This window comes from Halalkalibacterium halodurans (genome assembly GCF_004376175.1).
Classification (GTDB): domain Bacteria; phylum Bacillota; class Bacilli; order Bacillales; family Bacillaceae_D; genus Halalkalibacterium; species Halalkalibacterium halodurans.
This window is the reverse complement of record NZ_SNUY01000003.1, coordinates 68,008-90,643: the sequence shown is the minus strand read 5'-3', so window position 1 is coordinate 90,643 and position 22,636 is coordinate 68,008. Positions and strand designations below refer to the sequence as shown.

General features: G+C 44.5%; 25 protein-coding genes. 2 read left to right on the top strand and 23 right to left on the bottom strand.

The genetic code is table 11. The features are described from left to right. Positions 1-32: 32 nt before the first annotated feature. From panD to E2L07_RS01805, 10 genes are all read right to left on the bottom strand, one after another. A complete protein-coding gene (panD, locus tag E2L07_RS01850) occupies positions 33-416 on the bottom strand; it encodes an aspartate 1-decarboxylase (RefSeq protein WP_010897850.1) in 384 nt (127 codons plus the stop codon). Between the two features lie 14 nt (positions 417-430). Then, entirely contained in the window at positions 431-1,282 is an 852-nt protein-coding gene (gene panC, locus E2L07_RS01845; RefSeq protein WP_010897849.1) for a pantoate--beta-alanine ligase, read from the bottom strand. After that, positions 1,279-2,118 (bottom strand): 3-methyl-2-oxobutanoate hydroxymethyltransferase, encoded by an 840-nt coding sequence (panB, locus tag E2L07_RS01840; RefSeq protein WP_053431340.1) that lies wholly within the window; start codon positions 2,116-2,118, stop codon positions 1,279-1,281. The genes panC and panB overlap by 4 nt, the downstream gene beginning before the upstream one ends. A 259-nt stretch (positions 2,119-2,377) precedes the next feature. Beyond that, the gene (locus E2L07_RS01835; protein ID WP_010897847.1) at positions 2,378-3,349 is read right to left on the bottom strand and encodes a biotin--[acetyl-CoA-carboxylase] ligase; all 972 of its coding nucleotides are present in this window, start codon (positions 3,347-3,349) and stop codon (positions 2,378-2,380) included. After that, positions 3,346-4,473 (bottom strand): CCA tRNA nucleotidyltransferase, encoded by a 1,128-nt coding sequence (locus E2L07_RS01830; RefSeq protein ID WP_134228684.1) that lies wholly within the window; start codon positions 4,471-4,473, stop codon positions 3,346-3,348. Before E2L07_RS01830 ends, E2L07_RS01835 begins: the two co-directional genes overlap by 4 nt. Positions 4,474-4,503: 30 nt before the next feature. Further along, positions 4,504-5,631: an N-acetyl-alpha-D-glucosaminyl L-malate synthase BshA gene (bshA, locus tag E2L07_RS01825; protein WP_010897845.1), complete on the bottom strand. Its 1,128-nt coding sequence runs from the start codon at positions 5,629-5,631 to the stop codon at positions 4,504-4,506. A gap of 9 nt (positions 5,632-5,640) precedes the next feature. Then, positions 5,641-6,336, bottom strand: coding sequence for a bacillithiol biosynthesis deacetylase BshB1 (bshB1, locus tag E2L07_RS01820; RefSeq protein ID WP_233444599.1), 696 nt, complete (start codon positions 6,334-6,336; stop codon positions 5,641-5,643). Beyond that, on the bottom strand, positions 6,329-6,745 hold the full coding sequence (gene mgsA / locus E2L07_RS01815) for a methylglyoxal synthase (RefSeq protein ID WP_053431343.1): 417 nt from the start codon (positions 6,743-6,745) through the stop codon (positions 6,329-6,331). The genes bshB1 and mgsA overlap by 8 nt, the downstream gene beginning before the upstream one ends. Positions 6,746-6,754: 9 nt before the next feature. Next, positions 6,755-7,549, bottom strand: a complete 795-nt coding sequence (gene dapB / locus E2L07_RS01810; protein ID WP_010897842.1) for a 4-hydroxy-tetrahydrodipicolinate reductase — start codon at positions 7,547-7,549, stop codon at positions 6,755-6,757. Further along, positions 7,542-7,910 carry a nucleotide pyrophosphohydrolase gene (locus E2L07_RS01805; protein WP_134228683.1) on the bottom strand — a complete coding sequence of 123 codons (369 nt, stop codon included), beginning with the start codon at positions 7,908-7,910 and terminating at the stop codon, positions 7,542-7,544. The genes dapB and E2L07_RS01805 overlap by 8 nt, the downstream gene beginning before the upstream one ends. Positions 7,911-8,089: 179 nt before the next feature. Between E2L07_RS01805 and E2L07_RS01800 the strand changes: the two genes are divergently transcribed. Both E2L07_RS01800 and E2L07_RS01795 read left to right on the top strand, forming a co-directional pair. Then, a complete protein-coding gene (locus tag E2L07_RS01800; protein ID WP_134228682.1) occupies positions 8,090-9,454 on the top strand; it encodes an IS1182-like element IS662 family transposase in 1,365 nt (454 codons plus the stop codon). A 161-nt stretch (positions 9,455-9,615) separates the two neighbouring features. Further along, positions 9,616-10,488: a YitT family protein gene (locus E2L07_RS01795; RefSeq protein ID WP_134228706.1), complete on the top strand. Its 873-nt coding sequence runs from the start codon at positions 9,616-9,618 to the stop codon at positions 10,486-10,488. A gap of 52 nt (positions 10,489-10,540) precedes the next feature. Here the strand turns inward: E2L07_RS01795 and E2L07_RS01790 are convergent, their stop codons facing one another. The 13 genes from E2L07_RS01790 to hisC form a co-directional block, all read right to left on the bottom strand. After that, on the bottom strand, positions 10,541-11,215 hold the full coding sequence (locus E2L07_RS01790; protein ID WP_010897839.1) for a zinc metallopeptidase: 675 nt from the start codon (positions 11,213-11,215) through the stop codon (positions 10,541-10,543). A 93-nt stretch (positions 11,216-11,308) separates the two neighbouring features. Continuing rightward, entirely contained in the window at positions 11,309-12,094 is a 786-nt protein-coding gene (gene ypjB / locus E2L07_RS01785; RefSeq protein WP_010897838.1) for a sporulation protein YpjB, read from the bottom strand. A gap of 91 nt (positions 12,095-12,185) precedes the next feature. Next, the gene (locus E2L07_RS01780) at positions 12,186-12,794 is read right to left on the bottom strand and encodes a DUF1405 domain-containing protein (RefSeq protein WP_010897837.1); all 609 of its coding nucleotides are present in this window, start codon (positions 12,792-12,794) and stop codon (positions 12,186-12,188) included. A gap of 86 nt (positions 12,795-12,880) precedes the next feature. Next, a complete protein-coding gene (locus tag E2L07_RS01775; protein WP_134228681.1) occupies positions 12,881-13,663 on the bottom strand; it encodes a menaquinol-cytochrome c reductase cytochrome b/c subunit in 783 nt (260 codons plus the stop codon). Positions 13,664-13,709: 46 nt separating this feature from the next. Continuing rightward, a complete protein-coding gene (gene qcrB, locus E2L07_RS01770) occupies positions 13,710-14,381 on the bottom strand; it encodes a menaquinol-cytochrome c reductase cytochrome b subunit (RefSeq protein WP_010897835.1) in 672 nt (223 codons plus the stop codon). A 15-nt stretch (positions 14,382-14,396) separates the two neighbouring features. Next, on the bottom strand, positions 14,397-14,897 hold the full coding sequence (locus tag E2L07_RS01765; RefSeq protein WP_010897834.1) for a Rieske (2Fe-2S) protein: 501 nt from the start codon (positions 14,895-14,897) through the stop codon (positions 14,397-14,399). 141 nt (positions 14,898-15,038) lie between these two features. Beyond that, positions 15,039-15,506, bottom strand: a complete 468-nt coding sequence (locus E2L07_RS01760) for a YpiF family protein (protein ID WP_134228680.1) — start codon at positions 15,504-15,506, stop codon at positions 15,039-15,041. A gap of 180 nt (positions 15,507-15,686) precedes the next feature. Then, entirely contained in the window at positions 15,687-16,238 is a 552-nt protein-coding gene (locus tag E2L07_RS01755; RefSeq protein WP_134228679.1) for a ReoY family proteolytic degradation factor, read from the bottom strand. A 104-nt stretch (positions 16,239-16,342) separates the two neighbouring features. Next, positions 16,343-17,611, bottom strand: a complete 1,269-nt coding sequence (locus tag E2L07_RS01750; RefSeq protein WP_134228678.1) for a tetratricopeptide repeat protein — start codon at positions 17,609-17,611, stop codon at positions 16,343-16,345. Positions 17,612-17,734: 123 nt separating this feature from the next. After that, entirely contained in the window at positions 17,735-18,661 is a 927-nt protein-coding gene (locus tag E2L07_RS01745; RefSeq protein WP_010897830.1) for a hypothetical protein, read from the bottom strand. Between the two features lie 315 nt (positions 18,662-18,976). Further along, complete coding sequence (gene aroA / locus E2L07_RS01740) at positions 18,977-20,272, bottom strand: 3-phosphoshikimate 1-carboxyvinyltransferase (protein WP_134228677.1); 1,296 nt, start codon at positions 20,270-20,272, stop codon at positions 18,977-18,979. A gap of 12 nt (positions 20,273-20,284) precedes the next feature. Then, positions 20,285-21,385: a prephenate dehydrogenase gene (locus E2L07_RS01735; RefSeq protein ID WP_053431347.1), complete on the bottom strand. Its 1,101-nt coding sequence runs from the start codon at positions 21,383-21,385 to the stop codon at positions 20,285-20,287. 111 nt (positions 21,386-21,496) lie between these two features. Continuing rightward, positions 21,497-22,606: a histidinol-phosphate transaminase gene (gene hisC, locus E2L07_RS01730; RefSeq protein ID WP_053431348.1), complete on the bottom strand. Its 1,110-nt coding sequence runs from the start codon at positions 22,604-22,606 to the stop codon at positions 21,497-21,499. Positions 22,607-22,636: the final 30 nt, after the last annotated feature.

Here is a 22,636-nt window from a genome sequence, read left to right as displayed (position 1 = left end):
AGTGTTTGACGTTCAGGGAGAGAGTATTCGGTTTATAATACGGTAGAAGCTGGCTCTGTACCAAGCATTTCAACGATTTGGTTTGATTCATTCAGAACTGCCACTTTTGGCTGGTGCTCCTTCACGTTCTCTTCAGCCACGAGAGCATAAGAAATGACAATAATTACATCACCTTCTTGTACGAGCCTTGCCGCTGCCCCATTTAAGCAAAATACACCGCTTCCCCGTGGTCCTTTTATGACATATGTCTCAAATCTAGCGCCATTGTTATTGTTCACAATTTGAACTTTTTCGTTTTCAACTATGTCCACAGCATCCATAATATCTTCATCGATCGTAATGCTGCCAACGTAGTTTAAGTTTGATTCTGTCACCCTGGCTCTGTGAAGCTTCGCTTTCATCATTGTACGAAACATGAATAATCCTCCCTTTACTCTCCATAAGGCACAATCAAGTTGTCGATCAACCGTGCATTTTCAAACTGGTACGCGACTGCTAAGATGACTGTTTCTTCAATGCGCTCAATCTTTTGTAACCGAGGATAGCTTAACACCTCAACATAGTCGATCCTGCCTGTTAAGCGCTCCTCTAAAGATTGGCGAATCCGCTCTCGAATCACAGCCGCATCCTTCTCCCCTGCATCTAGCGCTTCTCTCCCGGCAAGTAAGCTTTGATAAAGACCAGGTGCCTCTTTTCGTTCTTTTTCACTTAGGCGAACATTGCGTGAACTTTTCGCGAGACCGTCTACTTCCCGGACAGTTGCACAAGGGACGATTTGCACCCCTACATTTAAATCTTCCACCATATTTGTAATAACAGCTACTTGTTGCGCATCCTTCAATCCAAAGTAGGCCGCATCTGGTTCGACTAAATGAAACAATTTTAACACGACCGTGACGACACCATCAAAATGTCCGGGACGACTTGCTCCACATAAGACGTCCACCCCTTGTGTAACCTTTAAACGAACCGACGCAGGCCGCGGGTACATTTCGTCTGTAGACGGGTAAAATAAAATGTCCACACCTTCCGCTTCGGCTAGCTGTTCATCTCGAGCAAAATCCCGAGGGTACGTATCTAAATCCTCTCCTGCTCCAAATTGGAGTGGGTTGACGAATATGCTCATGACGACAGTATCATGTTCTTCTTTTGCTCGCTTGACAAGGGATAAATGCCCTTCATGTAAATAACCCATCGTTGGCACGAACCCAACGGATCTCTTTTGTTCTCGCTCTATTCGCAACTGCGCTTGTAAATCTGAGATCGTTGTACATACGATCATGTGAGTGCTCCTCCATACAGTTCCTGAATGACATTCTCTTTAAGAGAAAAGGCGTGATCTTTATCGGGAAATGTCCCTGCCTTAACCTCTTGAACATATTGCTTCATGGCCTCTTCAATCGGCTTTGTTATGTTTACATATTGCTTGACAAAGCTCGGCACGTGACCTGCTCCATACCCGATCACATCATGGTAGACGAGCACTTGTCCATCACAGCCTGCGCCTGCCCCGATTCCGATAACGGGGATCGTTAACTCTTCGCTAATTTGGGTAGCGACTTGCTCAGGCACACACTCTAGCACAAGGGCGAACGCTCCAGCCGCCTCAACTGCTTTTGCATCGGCCAATAGTTGCTTTGCGCTTTTCGCATCCTTTGCTTGAACTCGGTAGCCGCCTTCCACTGCTACGTTTTGCGGGGTTAGACCTAAATGGGCCACGATCGGAACACCTGCTAACGTTAGACGCTCAATCGTTTCAATGATGTCCCCATTTCCTTCAAGCTTAAGCGCATCAGCTCCAGCCTCCTGCATGAGTCGTTTTGCTCCTACCAACGTTTCATTAAATGAGCCATGATACGTTAAGTACGGCATATCCGTTACGATGAAGGTGTTTTTCGCTCCCCGCTTTACGGCCTTTGTATGGTGGATCATGTCATCCAATGTGACCGGAATCGTTGAATCGTAACCTAACACGACCATTCCGAGCGAATCACCTACAAGAATCATGTCAACATCTGCGTCCTCTACTAGCCTTGCCGATGGTGCATCATAAGCAGTCATCATCGCAATTTTTTCCTTTTGTTGTTTCATTTTTTTAAAGCTTGCTGTCGTCTTCATAACACCCTCCTCATGTTTTCAGAGGTCGATGAAAGAACGAAAAAACGTCCTCCTTCGCTAGGAAGGGGACGTTTTGCATGCATACGTAAATAAGCGTTCAGCTATGCAGAACTTTACTCTGTTCAATCATCCCTCTGTCCTAGTCCTTTTTGGATCAAGGCAGCTCATTTGTAATCATCCAATTTAAACAACGTTCGTCAGATGGTGCCGTTCCGAATTGGATACCGCCCATCTAGTAACAGTATAAAGACCAGATCCCCTATTGGTCAATTTCTATATCTGCAGAATAAATCGAATGAAGCTTTCCATCATCATCCTCTAGCAAAAGAACACCATCATCGGTAATCCCTTTTGCGACTCCAAATTTAACGTCGTTTAGCATTCTTGCACGAATTCGCTTACCGATGCTAATGGCATGAGCTTCCCATAAAGGTTTAATTCGGGAAAAGCCGTGTTGGAGATAAAGGTCGTAAAACAGCTCAATGTTTTTTAAAATAGCTGCGATGAGTGGAGCACGTTGAATCGGTTCCCCTTTTTTTATCGCAAGGGAAGTGGCGATTTTGCGGATTTCTTCTGCAAACGCTTCTTCCTGATGGTTTACGTTAATCCCAATCCCTTGAATGACCGAATGAACAGAGTCTTGATCCGCTTGCATCTCGGTTAAGATTCCGACGATTTTCTTTCCATCGATTAAAAGGTCATTCGGCCATTTAATGTCGGAATCTAACCCTGTCGTTTCCTTGATCGCCCTCACGATCGCCACGGCTGTTAGCAACGTTAATTGCGGTGCTTTTTGCGGCGGCAGTTGCGGGCGGAAAATGATGCTCATGGAAATGCTTGAACCTGGTGGTGAGTACCATCCTCTTCCCATTCGGCCTTTTCCTGACGTTTGCTCATTTGCGAGAACAATATGACCTTCCTTTGCTCCTTCTTGAGCGAGCTTAAGAGCGACCGTTTGCGTTGATGCTGTTGATTCAAGGTACGTAATCTCCCGCCCGAACCGTTCCGTTTCCAGCACAACTTGAATGTCGTGTGGCTTAATTTGATCTGGACGTTTGACAATACGGTATCCTTTCCGTTGAACGGCTTCCACTTCATAACCGCTTTTTCTTAACTCCTCAATGTGCTTCCATACAGCCGTACGTGAGCAACCAATCGCTTGGCTTATTTTTTCGCCTGAAACAAAGTCATCTCCAGCCGTAAGCAACATTTTTAACAACGTTTCTTTCACGACTCCACCCTCCGTTCTTCAAGCCATTGGATAATGGACTTCTTCTCATTTTCTATATGTTTAAGTAAAACCGCTTCCTCAATGTCTGCCAAAGTGTCTGCTAGCCATGGCCCTCCCTTTTTTTGAAAATGAGCCATTACATCTCGACCGGTCACAGCCAATTCTGTCCGTGTTTGGATCGGAAGTGATGACCACAATTGCCGCAACTCCTCTTCATGTACAGAGGCTTGTCCAAATAGTGCTCTAATTTGTTCAACAACGGTGGCAACAGACAAGGACGCTTGATAAAGCATGGTCTCGTTCCATGAATGGTTCTGGCGCTCGCCAACATAGTGGACGATCGTTCTGATCCGTTTTTTCTTCTCTTTTGCTAGCGGGAGCTTCATGCTGCGATTTTCTAACAGGTAAAGAATCGCCCAGAATCCGTCGGCAGGAAGGAGGCCTGGGCTTCTTGAGATCTCCTTCATTCTTAAAACCGTTTCCTTTGAAAGAGAAACACCTGGAATAAAAGGATAAAGCCCTGTCTCATGTAAAAGGCACCACCCGCTCGAACGGTGTGTTCCGATCATCAGTTGCGTTAACTCTTTCTCTACACGTTCAACCGCCACATCCGCCAGTAATGAACAAGATCCCTTGATCGCTTCAGCTGTTCCTTTCGCAACCGTAAACCCAAGCTCGCTGGCAAAACGGGGCGCACGAAGCATACGTAATGGATCTTCTTTAAAACGCGCCTCCGGATGGAAGGAACGGATTACCCCGTTCTCCAGATCCGTTTTCCCTCCTGTAGGGTCGATGATGTCGCCATTCATTGCTAAGGCCATCGCATTGATCGTAAAGTCACGCGAGCATAAATCATCTTCAATGCTTCCACCACGTAACGTCGAAACTTCAATCGCTACTTTTTGCAGGTGAACGGTAAGCGTTTGAAACTGACGGTTGATTTGAAAAGCATGTGGGTACAGGGTGCGAATTTCATCCGGTGACGCGCTTGTGACCACATCTACATCTTTCGGTTTTCTGCCGATGTGATAATCCCGAACAGCTCCACCTACGATATAGGCCTCAAACCCATGGTCCCTTAATTCAGATACGATGCTTAACCCTTTTTTGATCACGTCATCCATTGCTCCACCTGCTCTCCATCACACCGATTATTATTCGGATAAAAGCTGCTCGTATAAATCTTCATATTGCCGCACAATTTGCTCAGACGAAAAAACAGTCGCAGCCCTGTTGATGCTTGCCTCAGCAAACATCTCATGTCTTCGTTTATTCGTTAATAGCTCAATGGCTTTCTGAGCGACTCCTTGAATATCACCGATTTCACAAATATACCCTGTTTCTTCATCTACAATCACTTCCGGGATACCACCTATGTTGGCTCCGATCACGGGAACCCCGCAAGCCATTGCTTCCAACGCAACTAGTCCGAAGCTTTCTTTTTCACTTAAGAGCAGCATGACATCGCTAAGGGACATCAACTCAGGAATATGCTTCTGGTTACCGAGCATGAGCACGTCATCCTTTAAGTCTAACTCTTTAATTAAATGACAGGCTAATGTAGCGTCAGGTCCGTCTCCAATTAATAGCAATTTCGCTTTCACGTGCTCACGGATGATTCTGAAGCAGCGAATAATGTCGGGGACCCTTTTGACACGCCGGAAATTCGATACATGAACGACCACCTTTTCGTCTTCGCCAATTCCGTATGTTGCTTTTAATTCTGAAACATCCTTACGATAATACTCTCGTGGATCGACAAAATTATAAACGGTTTCGATCGGTTTCTCGGTATGTAGTAGCGTTTTGGTTTGCTTCACAAGATCATCAGATACCGCTGTCACCAAATCTGACTTTTCAATTCCAAATTTAATAATTTCCGCTAATGCAGGATCATACCCTAGTACGGTTATGTCCGTTCCATGTAATGTCGTGACAACCTTAAGCGAATCCCCGACCATTTGTTTTGCTAAAATGGCACAAATGGCGTGCGGTACAGCGTAATGAACATGGAGAAGATCCAGCTCTTGTCTCTTCGCCACTTCAGCCATTTTACTCGATAGTGTCAGGTCATAGGGCGGGTATTTAAACACTGAGTATTGGTTCACTTCTACTTCATGAAAATAAATATTTGGATTGACTGGCTCAAGGCGAAATGGAACGCTTGACGTGATGAAGTGGACTTCATGCCCTTTTTCCGCTAACAGCTTTCCAAGCTCTGTCGCCACAACACCTGACCCACCTACTGTAGGATAACAACTAATTCCAATTTTTCGTTTCATCGTCCTCTCCTATCTAAAAAATGATGGAACGACAAAAGGCTTGTCGAGCTTGAACCCTTCAGCATACATAGCACCAGCTTCCTTGCCATATAAGCGTTCACGTGCTTCTACTGCCTCTAGATAGCCGTTCGTTAGCGGCGTATCTACACTTGCTTTCGATTTTGTAAATTGACTTTTATATGCGTTAAGTGCCGCTTGCTTTACTTCATAACAGTGACTCACATCCACGAGCAAATCCGGCCGTTCGAAGCTATTGATCATATAATAGAACAAATCTTGTACGTGGTGAGCTCCACCTTCCGCCTTATAGTTGCGAATCCGGGCATTAAACACAGCTTCCTTTACGAGCTCAGCGCAATGCCCATGATCAGGATGGCGATCAACTGGATAAGGAACGAACACGAACGTCGGCTGATAGTGTCTAATGACGCTTACAATGTTTCGCACTTGTTGTTCGGACGGATTACGAAGTCCTCGATCCGGTAAATCGAGTTGAATTCGCTCATCAATGCCAAGAATTCTGCTCGCATCGGCTGCCTCCTTTTGCCGCTGTTCAACGGTCCCATTTGAAGAGAGCTCAGCCTTCGTCAAATTGCAGATCCCCACTCGATGTCCCTTTTGCCTATAGTGGTATAGGGTAGCGCCCATCCCGATTTCTACATCATCTGGGTGCGCGCCAAATGCAAGGATATCCAGTTTAGACACGTGGCTCCTCCTCATCATGGACAAGTTCACGCCATGTAAAATCACCCCGGGCTAGCCCTTTTATTAAGATCTCGGCCGTCCCTATATTCGTCGCAAGAGGGACTCGTTGTACGTCACATAGGCGAACAAGGGCGGTCACATCCGGTTCATGTGGCTGGGCAGTTAAAGGATCGCGTAAAAAGATAATAAGGTCAAATTTATTTTCTGCTACAAGGGCACCAATTTGCTGGTCGCCTCCTAACGGTCCTGATTTGAATCGTTTCACCGGTAATTGTGTGGCTTCCATGATTTTCATACCTGTCGTACCTGTAGCATACAGTTCGTGATCTTTTAATACGTCTTTATAGGCAATCGTAAATTGAACCATTTCATCTTTTTTCTTATCGTGGGCAATTAGGGCGATTCTCATATTCTTCACCTACTCGATAATATTTTCAAGGCCATAAACCAACGTATCAATTCCCATAACCGTCTCAATTGAAAGCTTCACGCCTGGCATAAACGACTCTCGGTTCATCGAATCGTGACGGATTTTTAACGTTTGACCAACCCCACCAAATAAAACTTCTTGGTGGGCAACCAAGCCAGGCAAACGAACACTGTGGATGGACATCCCTTCAAAGTCTGCACCGCGTGCTCCTTTAAGCTCTTCTGTTTCGTCAGGGTGCCCTTGCTGCTTCGCTTTGCGCACTTCACTAATCAGCTGAGCGGTTTTAAGGGCCGTTCCTGATGGCGCGTCTAGCTTACGATCGTGGTGCATTTCGATAATCTCAACATCTGGTAAATATTTTGCTGCCGTTTGGGCAAACTTCATCATTAAAATCGCTCCTATTGCAAAGTTAGGGGCGATGATCGCTCCGATTCCTTTTTCTTCTGCTTTTTTTCGCAAATTCGTTATGTCTTCATCGGTAAAGCCAGTCGTTCCGACAACTGGACGAACGCCGTGATCGAGCGCGATCTCCATATGACGCTTTCCGTGCGCAGGTGTTGTCAAATCGACAAGGACATCTATTGTTTGTGATGTTAAGCATCGCTCCAGCTCATTGTAGACGGGTGCGTCACTTGGTGGAAGCCCATCTAGCTGTCGAACTAACATCCCATCGTGTTTGGAGTCAACGACAGCGACGAGCTCCAACGTGTCCGCTTCATGAATCATTTTAACGGCCTCTCGCCCCATTTTTCCTCTCGGTCCAGCAACCGCTACTTTAATCATGTTCCTCATCTCCTTCAATTCTCGTCCAACGGTCTTTATCGCGTGTATGAAATTTATTCATTACTAACGTGAATGCTTCTTCTAAATCGATCTCTAATGAGTTGGCAAAACAAATGAGTACAAACAAAATGTCCCCCATCTCTTGCTCCATCGTTCGTTCTTCTTCGGAGTCTTTCTTCGGCTTCTCGCCATAGAAATGGTTCACTTCTCGGCTTAGTTCGCCGACCTCTTCGCTCAGCCTGGCAAGCATGGCAAGCGGACTAAAATATCCTTCTTTAAACTGGCTTATGTAAGCATCGACTTCTTGCTGCATCTGGCGCATCGTTTTCTGTGACACGTTTTTAATCACCTCACTGTTCATACACGTTCCATGTTAGCTTACTTGCCATCGTTTTGACAAACTTTTATTCCTTTGAGTAAATTTCATAATTTGAACCCTTAGTCTCGTAAGGCTTTTAAGACACGAAAAAAGGAGTACCTCCCCAAAAGTCGAATTAGTAAGTTACCACACAAAACTAACGACTGGAGGAAGACTCCCTTATGACTATTATACGACAAGGAAGCCTATTTGCCCTGCAAGATTTATATGAGTTAGAACCTACCCACCGTTTTGAAGCGGTATTTTCGACAATTGAGGTTGATCCGATTCTAGCTGTTGTATCGAAAAAAACCCTTTATGGTGCTCCTGTTCAGCTAAACTACGCAGCGATGATTTACTCACTTACAGCTAGAATTCTTGAACGAATTCCTACGATTAAAGATCTTATTAAACGTTTAAAGAATGACTACATGTTCCGTTTAGATTGTGGATTCCTTCTTTCTGATGCGATTCCATCTGAAGCATCTTATTCAAGAATGCTCACAAAATTAGAAGAATCAGATGTTTTAGAACGTGTTCAAGAAACGCAGATTCTTCAAGCCATCATTGAAGGATTTGTCATGGACGACACCATTGCCATCGATGCGACTCATATTGAAGCTCGTGATCAAGCGCCAGCGAAAGTAGAAAAAGCGAAACCAGAACCCAAAAAACGTGGGCGTAAATCAAAAGAAGAACAAGAGAAATGGGTTCAAGAACAGGCTGAACGCGAAGCAGCTCTGTCAGTTTTTGAGAAACCCATTGAATCTCAGCTTGATACGCCTTTAAATGAATTACGATCGTCCGTTCCAACTGATCCTAAATGGGGCATTAAGAAAAATAGTGAAGGAAAGAATGCTTATTGGTTTGGATATAAAGGACATTTAGCCGTTGGAACCAAAAGTCAGTACATTCTTCAATCTCTATTCTCATCTGGTAATCTAAATGATGGAAAAGCGGCAATCCCTTTATTAAAAGGCATTCATGAGCGTCTTTCTATCCTTCCGATCTCTTACAGTACACTGGATGCAGGTTACGATTATCCCGCTATTTATGAACAAATCTATCGGATCCGTGCCCAGTCCATTATTGCTTATAACAAGAAGAATGAATCAGAACCAGTAGGCTTTGATAAGTATTTTGCCCCTACCTGTGTTCGCGAACATTCATATCGGTATGATAGTTATGACCCAACTTACGAGACACTAAAGTATACACGTCCAAAAGAGTGTAAAGACTGTCCGCTAGCAGAAGATACGCTCTGTCAGAAAGTCTATAAAGTGAAAATCACGACGGATCTACGTCGCTATACAGCGCCAGCCCGTGGTTCAAAAGCTTGGAAAAATCTTTACAAGCAAAGAAGTGCAGTCGAACGCGTCATCGCTTATCTTAAAGAATTCTTCCAATTAAATAATGTTCGTTACCGTACAGGAAAACGAGCAAAAGTACATTTTGATTTGACACAATTAGTCTATAACGGTTCGAAACTCGCGTGTGATCGCATAGCTAAAGTACTCTCCGAAAAGGAGATGATTCAAGCAGCTTAAATCCATTTTTAAAATCAATAAAACGAAAATTGGATTCTTGTCTGATTCAAGAGATAGGCTTTATGAAATTGATTCCTTTTAAAAAAAAGATTTTAGAAATGGCGCACGTTGCGTTAAAATATGTAATTGCAGGCTATCATGTTGGAAGAAAGGAGCACGTTATGGCCTATCGATTAAAATGGAAAAACATCGTTTTCATTCTTTTAGGCTCCGCGATTTTTTCATTCGGTCTTGTTTATTTTAATATGGAAAACAATTTAGCAGAAGGGGGCTTTACTGGGATTACCCTCATTCTCTATTTCATGTTTCAAATCAACCCCGCTGTGACGAATCTCGTGCTAAACATTCCTATTTTGCTAATCGGATGGAAAATTCTCGGCCGAGTCACCCTCATTTACACGATCATTGGCACCGTGTCTGTGTCCGTCTTCCTTGAGATGTTTCAACGTTGGAAGTTCATGGACATTCCTTTACATGACGACATGACGCTGGCCGCCTTGTTCGCTGGTGTTTTCGTCGGAACAGGACTAGGGATTGTGTTTCGCTTTGGTGGGACAACGGGCGGTGTCGATATCATTGCAAAACTTGGATTTCGCTACCTCGGCTGGAGTATGGGTAAAACGATGTTTATGTTTGATGCCGTCGTCATCGCCTCCTCTCTCATCTATTTAAACTACCGAGAAGCGATGTATACATTGCTCGCTGTTTTTATTGCCGCAAAGGTGATTGATTTCATTCAGCAGACGGCGTATTCGGCGAAGGCTGCTTTTATTATTTCAGAGCATACGGAAGCGATTGCCGATACGATTTTAAAAGAGATGGAACGAGGAGCGACAACTTTAAAAGGGAAAGGGAGCTTTACCGGGACGGAGAAGGAAATTTTATATTGCGTCGTAGGACGAAACGAATTAATTAGATTGAAGTCGTTAGTAGAGCGAATCGATCCCCAGGCTTTCGTTACGGTGAACGACGTGCAAGATGTGATCGGGGAAGGCTTTACCCTAGATGAAAACAAAAAACCACTCGGCGTTTAAAATGACAAAAAAGCTTGAGTTCCATTCAGAACTCAAGCTTTTACCCGAACCATTAGTCGTCGTTCATCCCAATATACATGAGGATAAAACGAGCCAATTCTAACAGAGCCACTAACGCGCCCGCTACGTAAGTTAACGCTGCAGCGTTAAGCACTTTCCGTGTTTCCCGTTCTTCATCATTTCGGATGACGCCTGCCGAGACGATTTGGCTCATCGCCCGGTTGCTCGCGTCAAACTCGACTGGCAAGGTAACGAGCTGGAACAGCACCGCCGCTGCCATAAAGACGATCCCTAGGAGGAGCAAGCCGGACGCCTGCATAAGAATCCCAGCGATGATTAAGATGAACGAAAAATTCGAGCCGAAATTGGCAACTGGAACAAGGGCGTGACGGAAGCGAAGAAACGCGTAGTCATGGGCATCTTGAATGGCGTGGCCAACCTCGTGAGCTGCTACTGCCGCACCGGCCACCGAAGTGCCGTGGAAATTTTGTGATGAGAGACGTACCGTTTGATCACGTGGATCGTAATGGTCTGTTAACGTGCCACGCACTTCCTCCACGCGGACATCATAAAGCCCGTTGTCATCTAGAATTTTACGAGCAACTTGAGCTCCCGTCATTCCTGATGAAGCAGGGACCTTGGAATACTTTTTGTAGGCGCTTTTCACTTTCATTTGTGCCCAAAGCGGAATGATGATTAATAGCGCAAAGTAAATCAAAAAACCCATTTCGTCGCACCACCTCTATTTTCAACATTTCTTACTTCTAAGTATAGAAAAAGCGTGAAATGATGTCAAACTTTTTGCCTACGCAAAATGTGACTATTCTTTGACTTTCACTTTGCTCTTTTCCCCTTTGTATTTTCTCCAGCCAGCGTACGATAAAGAAGCGATAATCATGCCCCCGATTGTAAACATTACCCAAAGCAGAGACGGATCAGCACTATCCTCTTTCACTTGAGCAAATAGAGCGGTGAACGTTTCTTCCATAAGGTTCAGATGGTTTTCGACTTCATCTGCCGATCGTTCCATCCGAAAATTCTCCATGTAGCTCACCTGTGATTCAACTTGCTGTAAATGGGCCGGTTCCAATGTAATCGTCAAAGAGGGCCGGATCATTTGATAATGGTTTAAAAATTCATTTAAACGGTGCTGGAAGCCTTGATGATCCTCCGTCTGGATCGCTTCCTTCATTCGCGTTAACGCGTGCATGATCGATGTTTCAGAATGAAGCCATAAAGGATGGTGCTCACTCACGATTGCATCGACGACAAGACGAAATTCGGTGACATGCCTGATTCGTTCATCAAGTCCCATATTCGTTGCCGTCACTGCCTGATTCGCTCGCTCATATGAAGTCGTCACTGTACGAAGCGATGTCATGGATAGTTTACGATCCTCATAATCCGCTTTGACGAACTGAGTTTGAAAATAATCAAGCAGCTGTTTGGCTTCTTCCAGTTTTTCCTGCTTCACAAGTTGTAGCACTTGATCCGATGTGCGGTTCAACTCTTTCCATGTATCTTGTGAATCTGATTCTCCGTACATTAGGTGGACGGGAGAGAGAAATAAAACTAGGAAACATAGACCAGCTATTACTACACGCATACCATCGTCCCTCCTTCATCTACTCCCATCCTATGTAGGTGTGGACAAGAGTAGACCTAAAAAAGGACAAGAAGGCCTTGCTTCCTTAGAATTACTCTAGTGAACGTTTCGCTGCCTTTCCCCGCACCGACAAGAAATAGACAGATAAAATACTAAACAAGCTTAACCCGACGGTAAACATAGCAATTTCAGGAATCACATAGTCGTTTAACCGTCTCGATACCCAAGGATGCATAAGGTGGGCGTAATCAATATAATCGTTCAAGAGCGTCCAGCTAGAGACGACAAGAAGATGCCACAAACGGATGCGGTAGTAAGACATATACAAATATGCTTGGATCGCCATGCCGCCGTGGGAGAAGATGAGCATGTAATGTTGCCAGTTGAGCGTATCGCCGGCGGCAGCACCCGCGAGAATCATAGCCACAGCCCAAATCCCATATTTTATTAAAGTAACAGCAGCAAATGCTTCAAAAAGGGACCAATTTTTCCTCTGTAAAAAAGCTATTAACACAAAGACGAAAAATAAGCTAGCCGTCGGACTATCGGGAACGAAAATCAAAAAATGCGCTGGTGTTTGCGCAAGCTGATCTGCGTACCATATGTAACCGTAAATCGTGCCGAGAAAGTTGATGACCAACAGTGCCCAAAGTATGTCTTTTCGGACCAAAAATGAGAACAAATGGTGCTTGATCCACATGGAAGATGCTTCCCCCTTTATCAATAACAACGGTAACAACATGTGAAAAAGAAAAAAGCTGACGAGACAGTCAGCTTTTCATCCCATTAATCTTCTGGGTCAAATCCATCGTTGGCGATATACTCTGCAAGAATCTGGAGTTCTTCGTCTGTTCCTTCGAACATTCCTCCAGGCATGTCACCTTGACCGTTAATAATGACCTCTTTAATTTCGTCGACGGTCATTTCACTTTCGATTAAGTTAGGACCTGAAGCTCCACCTTCAAGCTGGTTTCCGTGACAGCCGATACATGACTGTTGATTTGAGTAAATCTCATATCCTTGCGCTTCTGTATCGATTTCCTGTTCAACAATTTCCCCTTGCTTTGCAGCTGCTTCCCAGTCATGCTGGTCAACCGATTCCCATGTTAAATAGGCAATGAGCACAAACGCGAGGAGCATTAATCCTGAAGCAATCGGACGACGGAGCGGGCGGCGCTCCTTACCAGTGTCTAGCCACGGTGCTAGCAGAAGGGCACCAAACGCAAGACCAGGCATAACAACCGTTCCGATAACATTATAATCTCCAGATGCGAATGGGTATTTCAAGAGCTGGTATAAGAATAAGAAATACCAGTCAGGAAGTGGAATATATCCTGAGTCAGTCGGATCAGCCATACGCTCTAATGGCGCAGGATGAGCAACTGTTAAAAGCAAGTATCCGGTTAAGAAAACGGCACCGACCATCCATTCTTTTAGGAGGAAGTTCGGGTAGAACGCCTCGGTCTTACCTGGGTATTCAGAATAATCTTTAGGCACGTTAGCCATCCGGTGTTCTTTCGTCGTTAACCGGGAATCTCCTACAAATTTTAAGCCTTTACCTTTTTTCACCACATTCCCTCCTTTATAACGTAATGATAAAAATCGTTGGGGTGGCTTACAACGGTCCAGAAATACCTTGCTTTCGAATTAAATAAAAGTGAACACCAATTAGACCAAGTAAGGCTGCTGGTAGGAAGAAGACGTGAATCGCAAAGAAACGAGCGAGCGTCGACGCACCAATAATTTCTCCACCGGCCAGTAGCGTTTTCGCAAAGTCACCAATAATCGGAACACTTTCAGCAATTTGCAAGCCTACAACTGTGGCAAAATAAGCTTTCATATCCCAAGGTAGCAAGTATCCCGTAAATCCTAAGCCGAGCATCACGAAGAAAATAAGAACCCCGATGACCCAGTTAAGCTCACGAGGCTTCTTGTAGGATCCCGTGAAAAATACACGTAACGTATGTAAAAACATCATCACGATCACAAGACTTGCGCCCCAGTGGTGCATCCCACGAACGATGACACCAAAAGCCACTTCGTTTTGTAAGTATGCAACCGATTGATACGCATTGATAATATCTGGCACGTAGTACATCGTTAAAAACATTCCAGATAAAATTTGAATAACGGTTACAAAAAAGGTTAAGCCACCGAAACAGTAGACAAAGGCTGAGAAATGGTGGGCAGGATTGACGTGTTCTGGTACCTCATGGTCCGCAATATCACGCCAAATCGGTGTTAAATCAAACCGCTCATCAATCCAGTCGTATAATCTCTGTAACATCTATGAACCCCCCTCCTATCTGTTTTGAATTAATGATCCGAGGTACACTTTACCATCTTCAACCGATACTTCATAACGGTCAAGTGGTCGTTGAGGCGGCAAGTTTGGAACGTTTGTACCGTCCTTCTCGAAACGTCCGAAATGACAAGGGCAGAAGAACTGATCCGGATGATCTTCATTCGTACCAAAAGCAACGGTACACCCTAAGTGCGTACATGTGGATGAAAGGGCTACCACTTCTTCGCCATGTCTAAACAGGTAGACCGTATGATTTGCTTCTGATTCATACCATGCATCTTGCTGTGCATACTGCAAATTGAAAGATTGTGGTTCTTCTGTCAAATCATCCAAATCACAGATGTAATGAAGCTCCGTTTCTGCGCCAGCCTTTAGCGCTGGATCAAGGGCAAACCGTACCATCGGCAAAGACGCCGCAGCAGCCATAAATCCACCGACACCCATTAAAGAATACGTAAGAAACTGACGGCGAGAAACTTTGTGCTCTCTTTCGCTCACTTGATATCCCCCCCTACCTATACTAATTCAGTCCAAACGGACAAGTAAGACACATTCATACTAGGACATACTCAATATTACAAAAACGTGAACCGACTGTCAATTGCGTGAAGGTATGAAACGAATTCTCTCTTCGCACTGTTACCGATTTTGCCACTTCTTTGTCATAATCGGGATCAGCTGGTTCAATTGGTCTTGGATGATTTTATGCTTCACTTGCCCGTCCAGATGGGCTAAAGGAATCGATGGCACCCAAACGAGTTCTACGTTCTCCTCACAGGTTTTTTCGTATCCTTTCCAATTACTATCTGACGTAATTAAAAAAATATGCTTCATTCCAAGAGTATTCAGATCATCTAACCATACTTGCAATCGCTCAACTGCTTGTTCTTGCTCCTCAGAGACATGATACGTGAAGGAAGGAAACTGGACGATCCTTCCTTTAAACTGTTTCTCTACTTCATTCGAAAGGGTGTAGGCAAACTCAAATTGCTCCAATCTACTCTTTTTATCCTCAGCAAACGAAACAGGTAGTAAAGAAAGGACGGCCGTATCAATGTACTCTTGTTCTTGCAAATAAACGTCCACATCATTCGTATTCCACTTCATCCGTTCAAACTCCTATCTAACGTAATTTGCTTGGTTTCGTGTAGTTTGTCAATATAACCATATCATAGCCACTATTTCAGGGAAACGATCTTCACTATATTTTCAAAAACAAAAAAGAAAAGGCATCTCCAATTATCCTTTCTTTATCAACAGAAAAACTCTGATCAAAGGGGAGAACCTTTAATCAGAGTGTTGTCTTAAATGTTGCAATTGTTGACTGAACGTAAGGAACGTCTCTTTATCCCGCGCATCCAACGCTTCATCGATTCGGCGAAGCAGCTCCTTTTCTTCAAAGGACTGAACGGACCTTTCTAAAAAGGCCTCTGCCAGTTTTTTCTGCTTTGCGATTAAATCCTCGTTTTCAGGCACGTACGGGTTATCTTCTAAAACGGCGATGTAGTTCGGGTTATGTTTTGCACCGGAAAAATGAAGCTGGATGTAGATCGCCTCCTCGGGATTCATGCGAATGTCATGAAACGCCTTTTCTGCATCCATTGTGACCTGTTGATACTTATGAAAACAAAAAGGGACTGTATGCACATCATTTGTGGACATAATAAGCGCTTTTGGACAACGTTCTGCTTCTTCTACAAAATGAACGTTCTCCATCAGATCATCATCGCTCATTAAATAATTAAGCAGCCACGAACATTCTCGCTTTTTCAACGTAAACTCCTTTAAAAACCACCGCAAAAAATCCTTTTTTTCAACAACAGGAATAATGCCGTCCATGCGCCATACCCCTCCTAATGCCATTTGCACGTTCAGGCGTTTCCTTTGATATCATCCTACCATAATTCATTCGGCTTCGGCGACGAAAATACCTCTAACTTTTTTTAATTTTCCCCTTGAAGCTCCAATTCATAAATCCGTTCCTTTACATGCAGACGATGGGGGTCTACTGTTAAAGCGGCTCGGTATTGTTCTAACGCTTTCACGCGATCGCCATACTCGAGCAAGAAATCCCCATATTCCTCTAAAAAGTCAGGATCTTCACTGAAGGCAACAGAGATTTCTTGATAAAGCTCATAAGCTTTTTTAAATTGGTCTCCTTCTTTTAAAGCAGCTGCCTCATACCATGTAAAGAGCGGATCCTCCTCCCCATACCCTTTCACATGCTCGATCAGCTCTACCAACGCCTCAAATCGCCCTTCATGTTTTAAGTATGCTGCCAGGGTCCGAACTGCTTCAACATTTGCTGGGTTTAAGGCAATCGTTTTTCGTAAAAATGCTTCGCCTTTGGACGGTTGCTGCATTTTAAAGCTTAACTTTCCTGCGTGCACGTAGAGCGTCTCGTTGTATTCATCCACGATCATCCCCTCTTTTAAAACATCCATTGCTTCCTCTAAACGATTTTCCCCTTCTAAAGCCTTCGCCAAATACGGGTATAGGGTCGTAAAATCTGGATCTAATGCTTTCAATGCTTGAAATTGCTCAATCGCGAGGACATAATCACCTAATAAATAAGCTGTGTACCCATATCCGAACAACCCATGAGGATCTAGTTTCTGTTTTAATCCCTCATCATAATGAGGCAGCGCTTCTTCAAACTGCCCGCTACCACTGTAGGCTTCCGCTAGCTTTAAACTTACATTCACTTGATCATTTGTTAAACCACCATGCTTAGCTCGTTTTAAATGGGGGATGCTTTTTATATAGTCTCCCCGTTCTAAGTAAAATTCCCCTAAGCCAAAAGAAATGATCGGTTCATCCGGCGCTACCTCGTATGCCTTTAGTAGCTTTTGTTCCGCCACCTCATCTAATGATTGGAGCTGATAAAGGTCAGCAAGCAATAATTGCGCTTGTAAAAAAGCGGGATCCTGCTCTTTAATCTCATTAAGCATCTCAATCGCTTCATCTTCTTTATTTAAATCAATGAGGATTTCGGCGGCAAATGTATACAAGCCCCCTTCATCTGGATAAAGCATTAAAAGCTCGTCAATGATCGCTTGCGCTTTGTCTAAGTGACCTAATTCATAATACGTTTCAGCAACTGTATATTTCATTTCATGGTTAGCGGTTTTCGCCGCTTCCTCTAAAGCAGTCAATCCTTCTGTCACTTGTCCACTCTCAATTTTTTCAATCGCTTGTTCAATCAATCTCATCCCATTCGCTCCTCTTTGGCCTTCATCACTTGTTTATTCATTATTAGAAAAACTTGTGTCTCGCCAATAACGGCGGAAACAGAAAGGAAAAGGCACCGTTCTCACGATGCCATGCCCTCATTCTTACATACCCCAATGACTCGCTTCCGAGACAGGAATAAACTGACCAGGTCGGGTGATGCGAATACGCCTTCCACCCCCCGGACGAATGGAAGTAACCTCATTGGCTTTTAACACAGACCCTCGTAACACAACGACATTTGGCTTGTCTCTATCATAATCAAGATCACACGTCTCAGCAAGCGTGGCGTTTGTCCTAGCCACATAATACAATAAGTAATCCGCATCACCACCGACCCGAAGTTCCCCCTTCTTTGGATACAGACCGACTAATTTTAACAAGGTTTTAGGCCATGCCTCTAGGCTGTTCGGTGGATGGGTTGTACCATAAATCCGATGAGCTTCACACAAGCTGACCCAAAGGTCCTCCGCCAGCTTCCGTTCACCTTCCAGCAATTCGTTCATATTCGGCAAAAGAACGATAGGGTAGGAATAAAGAACGTCCTGCAAGCGAGACCATGGGACGTCATACAAGTCGTCGATCGATTGAAGACTAAATCGTAGCACAGGAATTTTTTCTTTTTTACAAAATCTCAGGACGGAGGGACGGAGTAAATGTGCCGGTAGTGACAAGCCTATGACATAATCAATGAACGAATTGTTCATTCGATGGTACGCTTGTTTGATGACGAATGGCAATTGCCGTTCATAGTTCGCAGAAGCAAAGTAAACGACCGACGTACACCCTTTTTCGATCATGGAAGTTAACGTCTTCTTAAATGAGGAGATGGACAAATTCGTTTCTAATTCGTCGTTGTTCATGACACGGCCTGGAGCCATGCAAAACTGATCTCCGTTCATCCGTATGAACGTTAGCTTATCTAAGCGACCATTTACGTAGGCAATCTCATTCCCTTTAATGAGAAACGAGCGCCGTACCATCCGGTCTTCTTCTTCTTTTAAAATGCCTTGAATGACATATGTCACCATTACTCCCCTCCCGATTCGTTGCTTATAGACAAGCTATGAATCGAGCCGTGGAAAAAGAACAAAAAAAGAGCTTAACCTAAAAGCGGAAGCGCTTTCAAATTAAGCTTTAGCAAATAAATTGCTAATAAGGAGTATAGTATGGATAGGAGTGGAGAGAAACCATACGCTGACTTTATTATAACTTATTGGTGGTAGAAGTCAATAAGTTCATTCAAAAAATTAAAATAAATTTGTCTAGTAGTGAATTTGAAGGAAAACCTAGGTTTGCAAAGAAAAAAGGTGGCCACGCATCAAATACGTATACCACCTAATGTCTTATTCCGATTTTAATCGATCTAGGTGATCAAAAAAGGACGGGTAAGAAACCGCAATCGCTTCTGTCCCCTCAACTGTTACCGGCTTCTCCGCAAGCAAAGCGGCGATCGCCATGGCCATGCCGATGCGATGATCGCCATGGCTCGAGACAGTCACTCCTCCTTTTAATGGCGTTGGCCCCTCGATGATCATTCCATCGTCGGTCGCATGGATCGATGCCCCGAGCTTTGTAAGTTCACTAACGACCGTATCAATTCGGTTTGTTTCTTTTACTTTTAACTCCTCCGCATCTTTAATGACCGTTCGCCCAGACGCTTGGGTGGCCAAGACAGCAATGATTGGAATCTCGTCAATTAACCGCGGAATGATATCACCCCCGATTTCAACTCCTTGTAGCACTGACGTTTCAATCGTCAAATCCGCCACTGGCTCACCGCCTTGCACACGTTCATTCTCCATCGCCAACGTTGCTCCCATCTGTTTGAGCACTTCGAGAATGCCTGCTCGCGTCGGATTGATCCCTACATTCGTTAACGTGATACGACTGTGTGGTACCATCGCACCAGCTACGAGGAAAAAGGCGGCAGAAGAAATATCACCAGGTACAACGACATGCTGTCCGGTTAACGTTTGTCCTCCCTCAATTGACACGGTCAGCCCATCTTTTTCGATGTTGACTCCGAATGCTTCAAGCATTCGCTCCGTATGATCCCGGGTTTTCGCCGGCTCAGTTACACTCGTTTTCCCTTCCGCTCGCAAACCAGCTAAAAGGATCGCAGATTTCATTTGTGCGCTCGCAACGGGCGAGTGAAAATCAATCCCTTTTAGCTGTCCCCCGCGAATCGAGAGTGGCGTTAAGTTCCCATGGTCGCGCCCGTCAATTTGAGCGCCCATTGATTTTAATGGCTTTGTGACTCGTTTCATTGGCCGTTTGCCAATCGATTCATCGCCAATGATAACCGAATGAAACGGAAGAGTAGATAAAATACCGAGGATTAACCTTGTCGTCGTCCCTGAATTGCCCACATCTAAAATATCGCTTGCCTCCCGTAGACCATCCCAGCCTTTTCCCTTTACAGTGACTCGCTCTTCAGCTTGCTCGATCGATACCCCTAATTTTTGGAAGCAAGAAATCGTACTTAAGCAATCAGCCCCTGGTAGAAACCCTTCTACCGTTGTTGTCCCTTTGGCGAGTGCGCCAAACATGACCGCACGGTGGGAAATCGATTTATCTCCCGGAACCTTAATCGTACCTTTTAGCCCTTTCGCATGAGGGGTTACTGTTTTGTTTTCCATTGTCTCACATCCTTACATTAAATAAGTTTCATACATTTCTGCTTGCAACACGCGTTTGGCCTGTTCCCGATCTTCCTCAGAACGGAAGCTCAACCGAAGCACCCCCATAATGTCTTCCCTTGTTTCAAGAATCCGAATGTTGGTAATGCTTATTTTTTCATTCGCTAAAATTCTAGTCACATCACTGATCACACCTGGGTGATCAGGAACATCCACATACAAGTCGTAAAACGACGGGATGGCACCCTTTTTATGAATCGGGAGACCATCTCGAAAAACCTTCGCTTCGTGAAAATATTGAAGAATTTTCTCCTCGTCCTCCTCTTCGATCACCTGCTTAACAAATTCCATTTCCCGCTCCCAAGTTTCCAACAATTGCAAGAGCGAATCTTTGTTATGAAGTAGGATGTCCCGCCACATGATCGGACTACCAGAAGCGATTCTTGTAATATCACGAAAGCCACCTGCAGCAAGTCTTGAAACCATCGGGTCTTCGCTTTCGATTTTGGCTACTTGGTGAACCAAGCTGGCCGCAACAATATGAGGAAAATGACTGATGGCTCCTACGAGGCGATCATGCTGATCCGGTGTCATTTCAATGAACTTCGCTTTTGTCCCTTTTAACCAATTTTGCAATTGAATGATCGGTTTTACGGTAAGCTCCTTTGAAGGTGTTAATATGTAAAAAGCATTTTCGAACAGATGGGCACGCGCGGCCTCGACTCCGCTTTTATGGGAACCAGCCATCGGATGACCACCAATAAAAGTAATTCTCTTCTCCTCAAGGAACTGAGCTTCTTCCATGATTTCTTTTTTCGTACTTCCCACATCGGTGACAATGGCATCTGCTTTCAAAGGTAGCTTTGCCAATTGTTGCAAAATTCTAGTTGTACGAGCAACAGGTGTGGCGAGCACGATCAAATCGGCTTGGCTTGCTCCCTCTTCCATTGTTGATGCTTCTTCGTCAATGACCCCTAGAGAGAGGGCCATTTTCACTTGATGCTCATTGACATCAAATCCGATCATTTTGACATCGTGTTCTTTTCGAATCGCTAGGGCAATCGAACCACCGATCAACCCAAGCCCAATAATGAACACTGTACGTTGAGCCAATGTACGTTCTCTCCTTTCTCACCCAAAAAACAGAAAAAGGGAGATCTCCCCTTTTTGGAAAAAGATCTCGCCTAACTGCCGCGAAGAAGGGGGACTGTTTCTTTCCTACCCTTACGACAGGTGTTGCGTTGTCAATTCCTCTGCTAAAACATCAGCTAGTGCTGCGAGACAGCCGTCGTTTTGTTCTTTTGAGCCAATCGTTATACGAATCCAGGCTGGATAACCTAACGCCCGTCCAGAACGAATAATGTATCCTTTTTTCAACATCGCATTAAACACGTCATCACTGGAACGATTAACATGAATAAGCAAAAAGTTGGTCTGCGAAGGGAAATAATCAAGTCCCATACGTGAGCACCATTCGGTTAGCTGCACCATCCCTTCGTTGTTTTTTTCCACCGACGATTGAACGAAAGCTTCGTCTTCTAAAGCGGCGACAGCTGCCACTTGCGAAAACGTGCTGTTGTTAAAAGGTGGGCGAACAGGTTCAATTTTTTCAATGAGTGCTTGATTGGCTACGCCATATCCGATACGTAAAGCGGCTAGACCGAACACTTTGGAAAATGTGCGCAACACGACTAGGTTTTTGTACGTACGAATCATCGGAACTGTGTCAGGATAATCATCTGCGGTCACATATTCCACATACGCCTCATCAGAAACGACGAGCACATCCTCAGGAACTTTGGCTAAAAACGACTGAAACGCCTCAGCGCTAACGTACGTACCGGTCGGATTGTTCGGGTTGCATACCCAGACAATCCGCGTGTTTTCATCGATCACCTCAAGCATCCCATCCAAATCATGGACACCATCTTTTAGTGGAACTTCGCGAAGCTCTGCTCCTTCAATGACGGCGTTTAACTTATATTGAGAAAAGGTCGGTTCTGCCATAACAGTATTGGTTTGTTCATTCAAAAACGCACGACATAAAATTTGAATGACTTCATCGGAGCCATTTCCGAAAATAAGCTCTTCCGGTGCTACCCCTACATAATGAGCAACTTTATCCCGCAATGTTCGCGCATAGCCATCAGGATAAATCGCCGTATGATGTAACGCTTCCTGAATCGCTTCCGCTACTTTCGGCGATGCACCAAACGGGTTTTCATTTGAAGCGAGCTTGACGACAGTCTCTAATCCGAGCTCTCGCTTCACATCTTCCATCGGCTTTCCAGGCTTATATGGAGGCAAACCGATAATTTGCGGCTTGATTTTCAACTTTAGCACCTCACCTTGTAAAAGGATCTT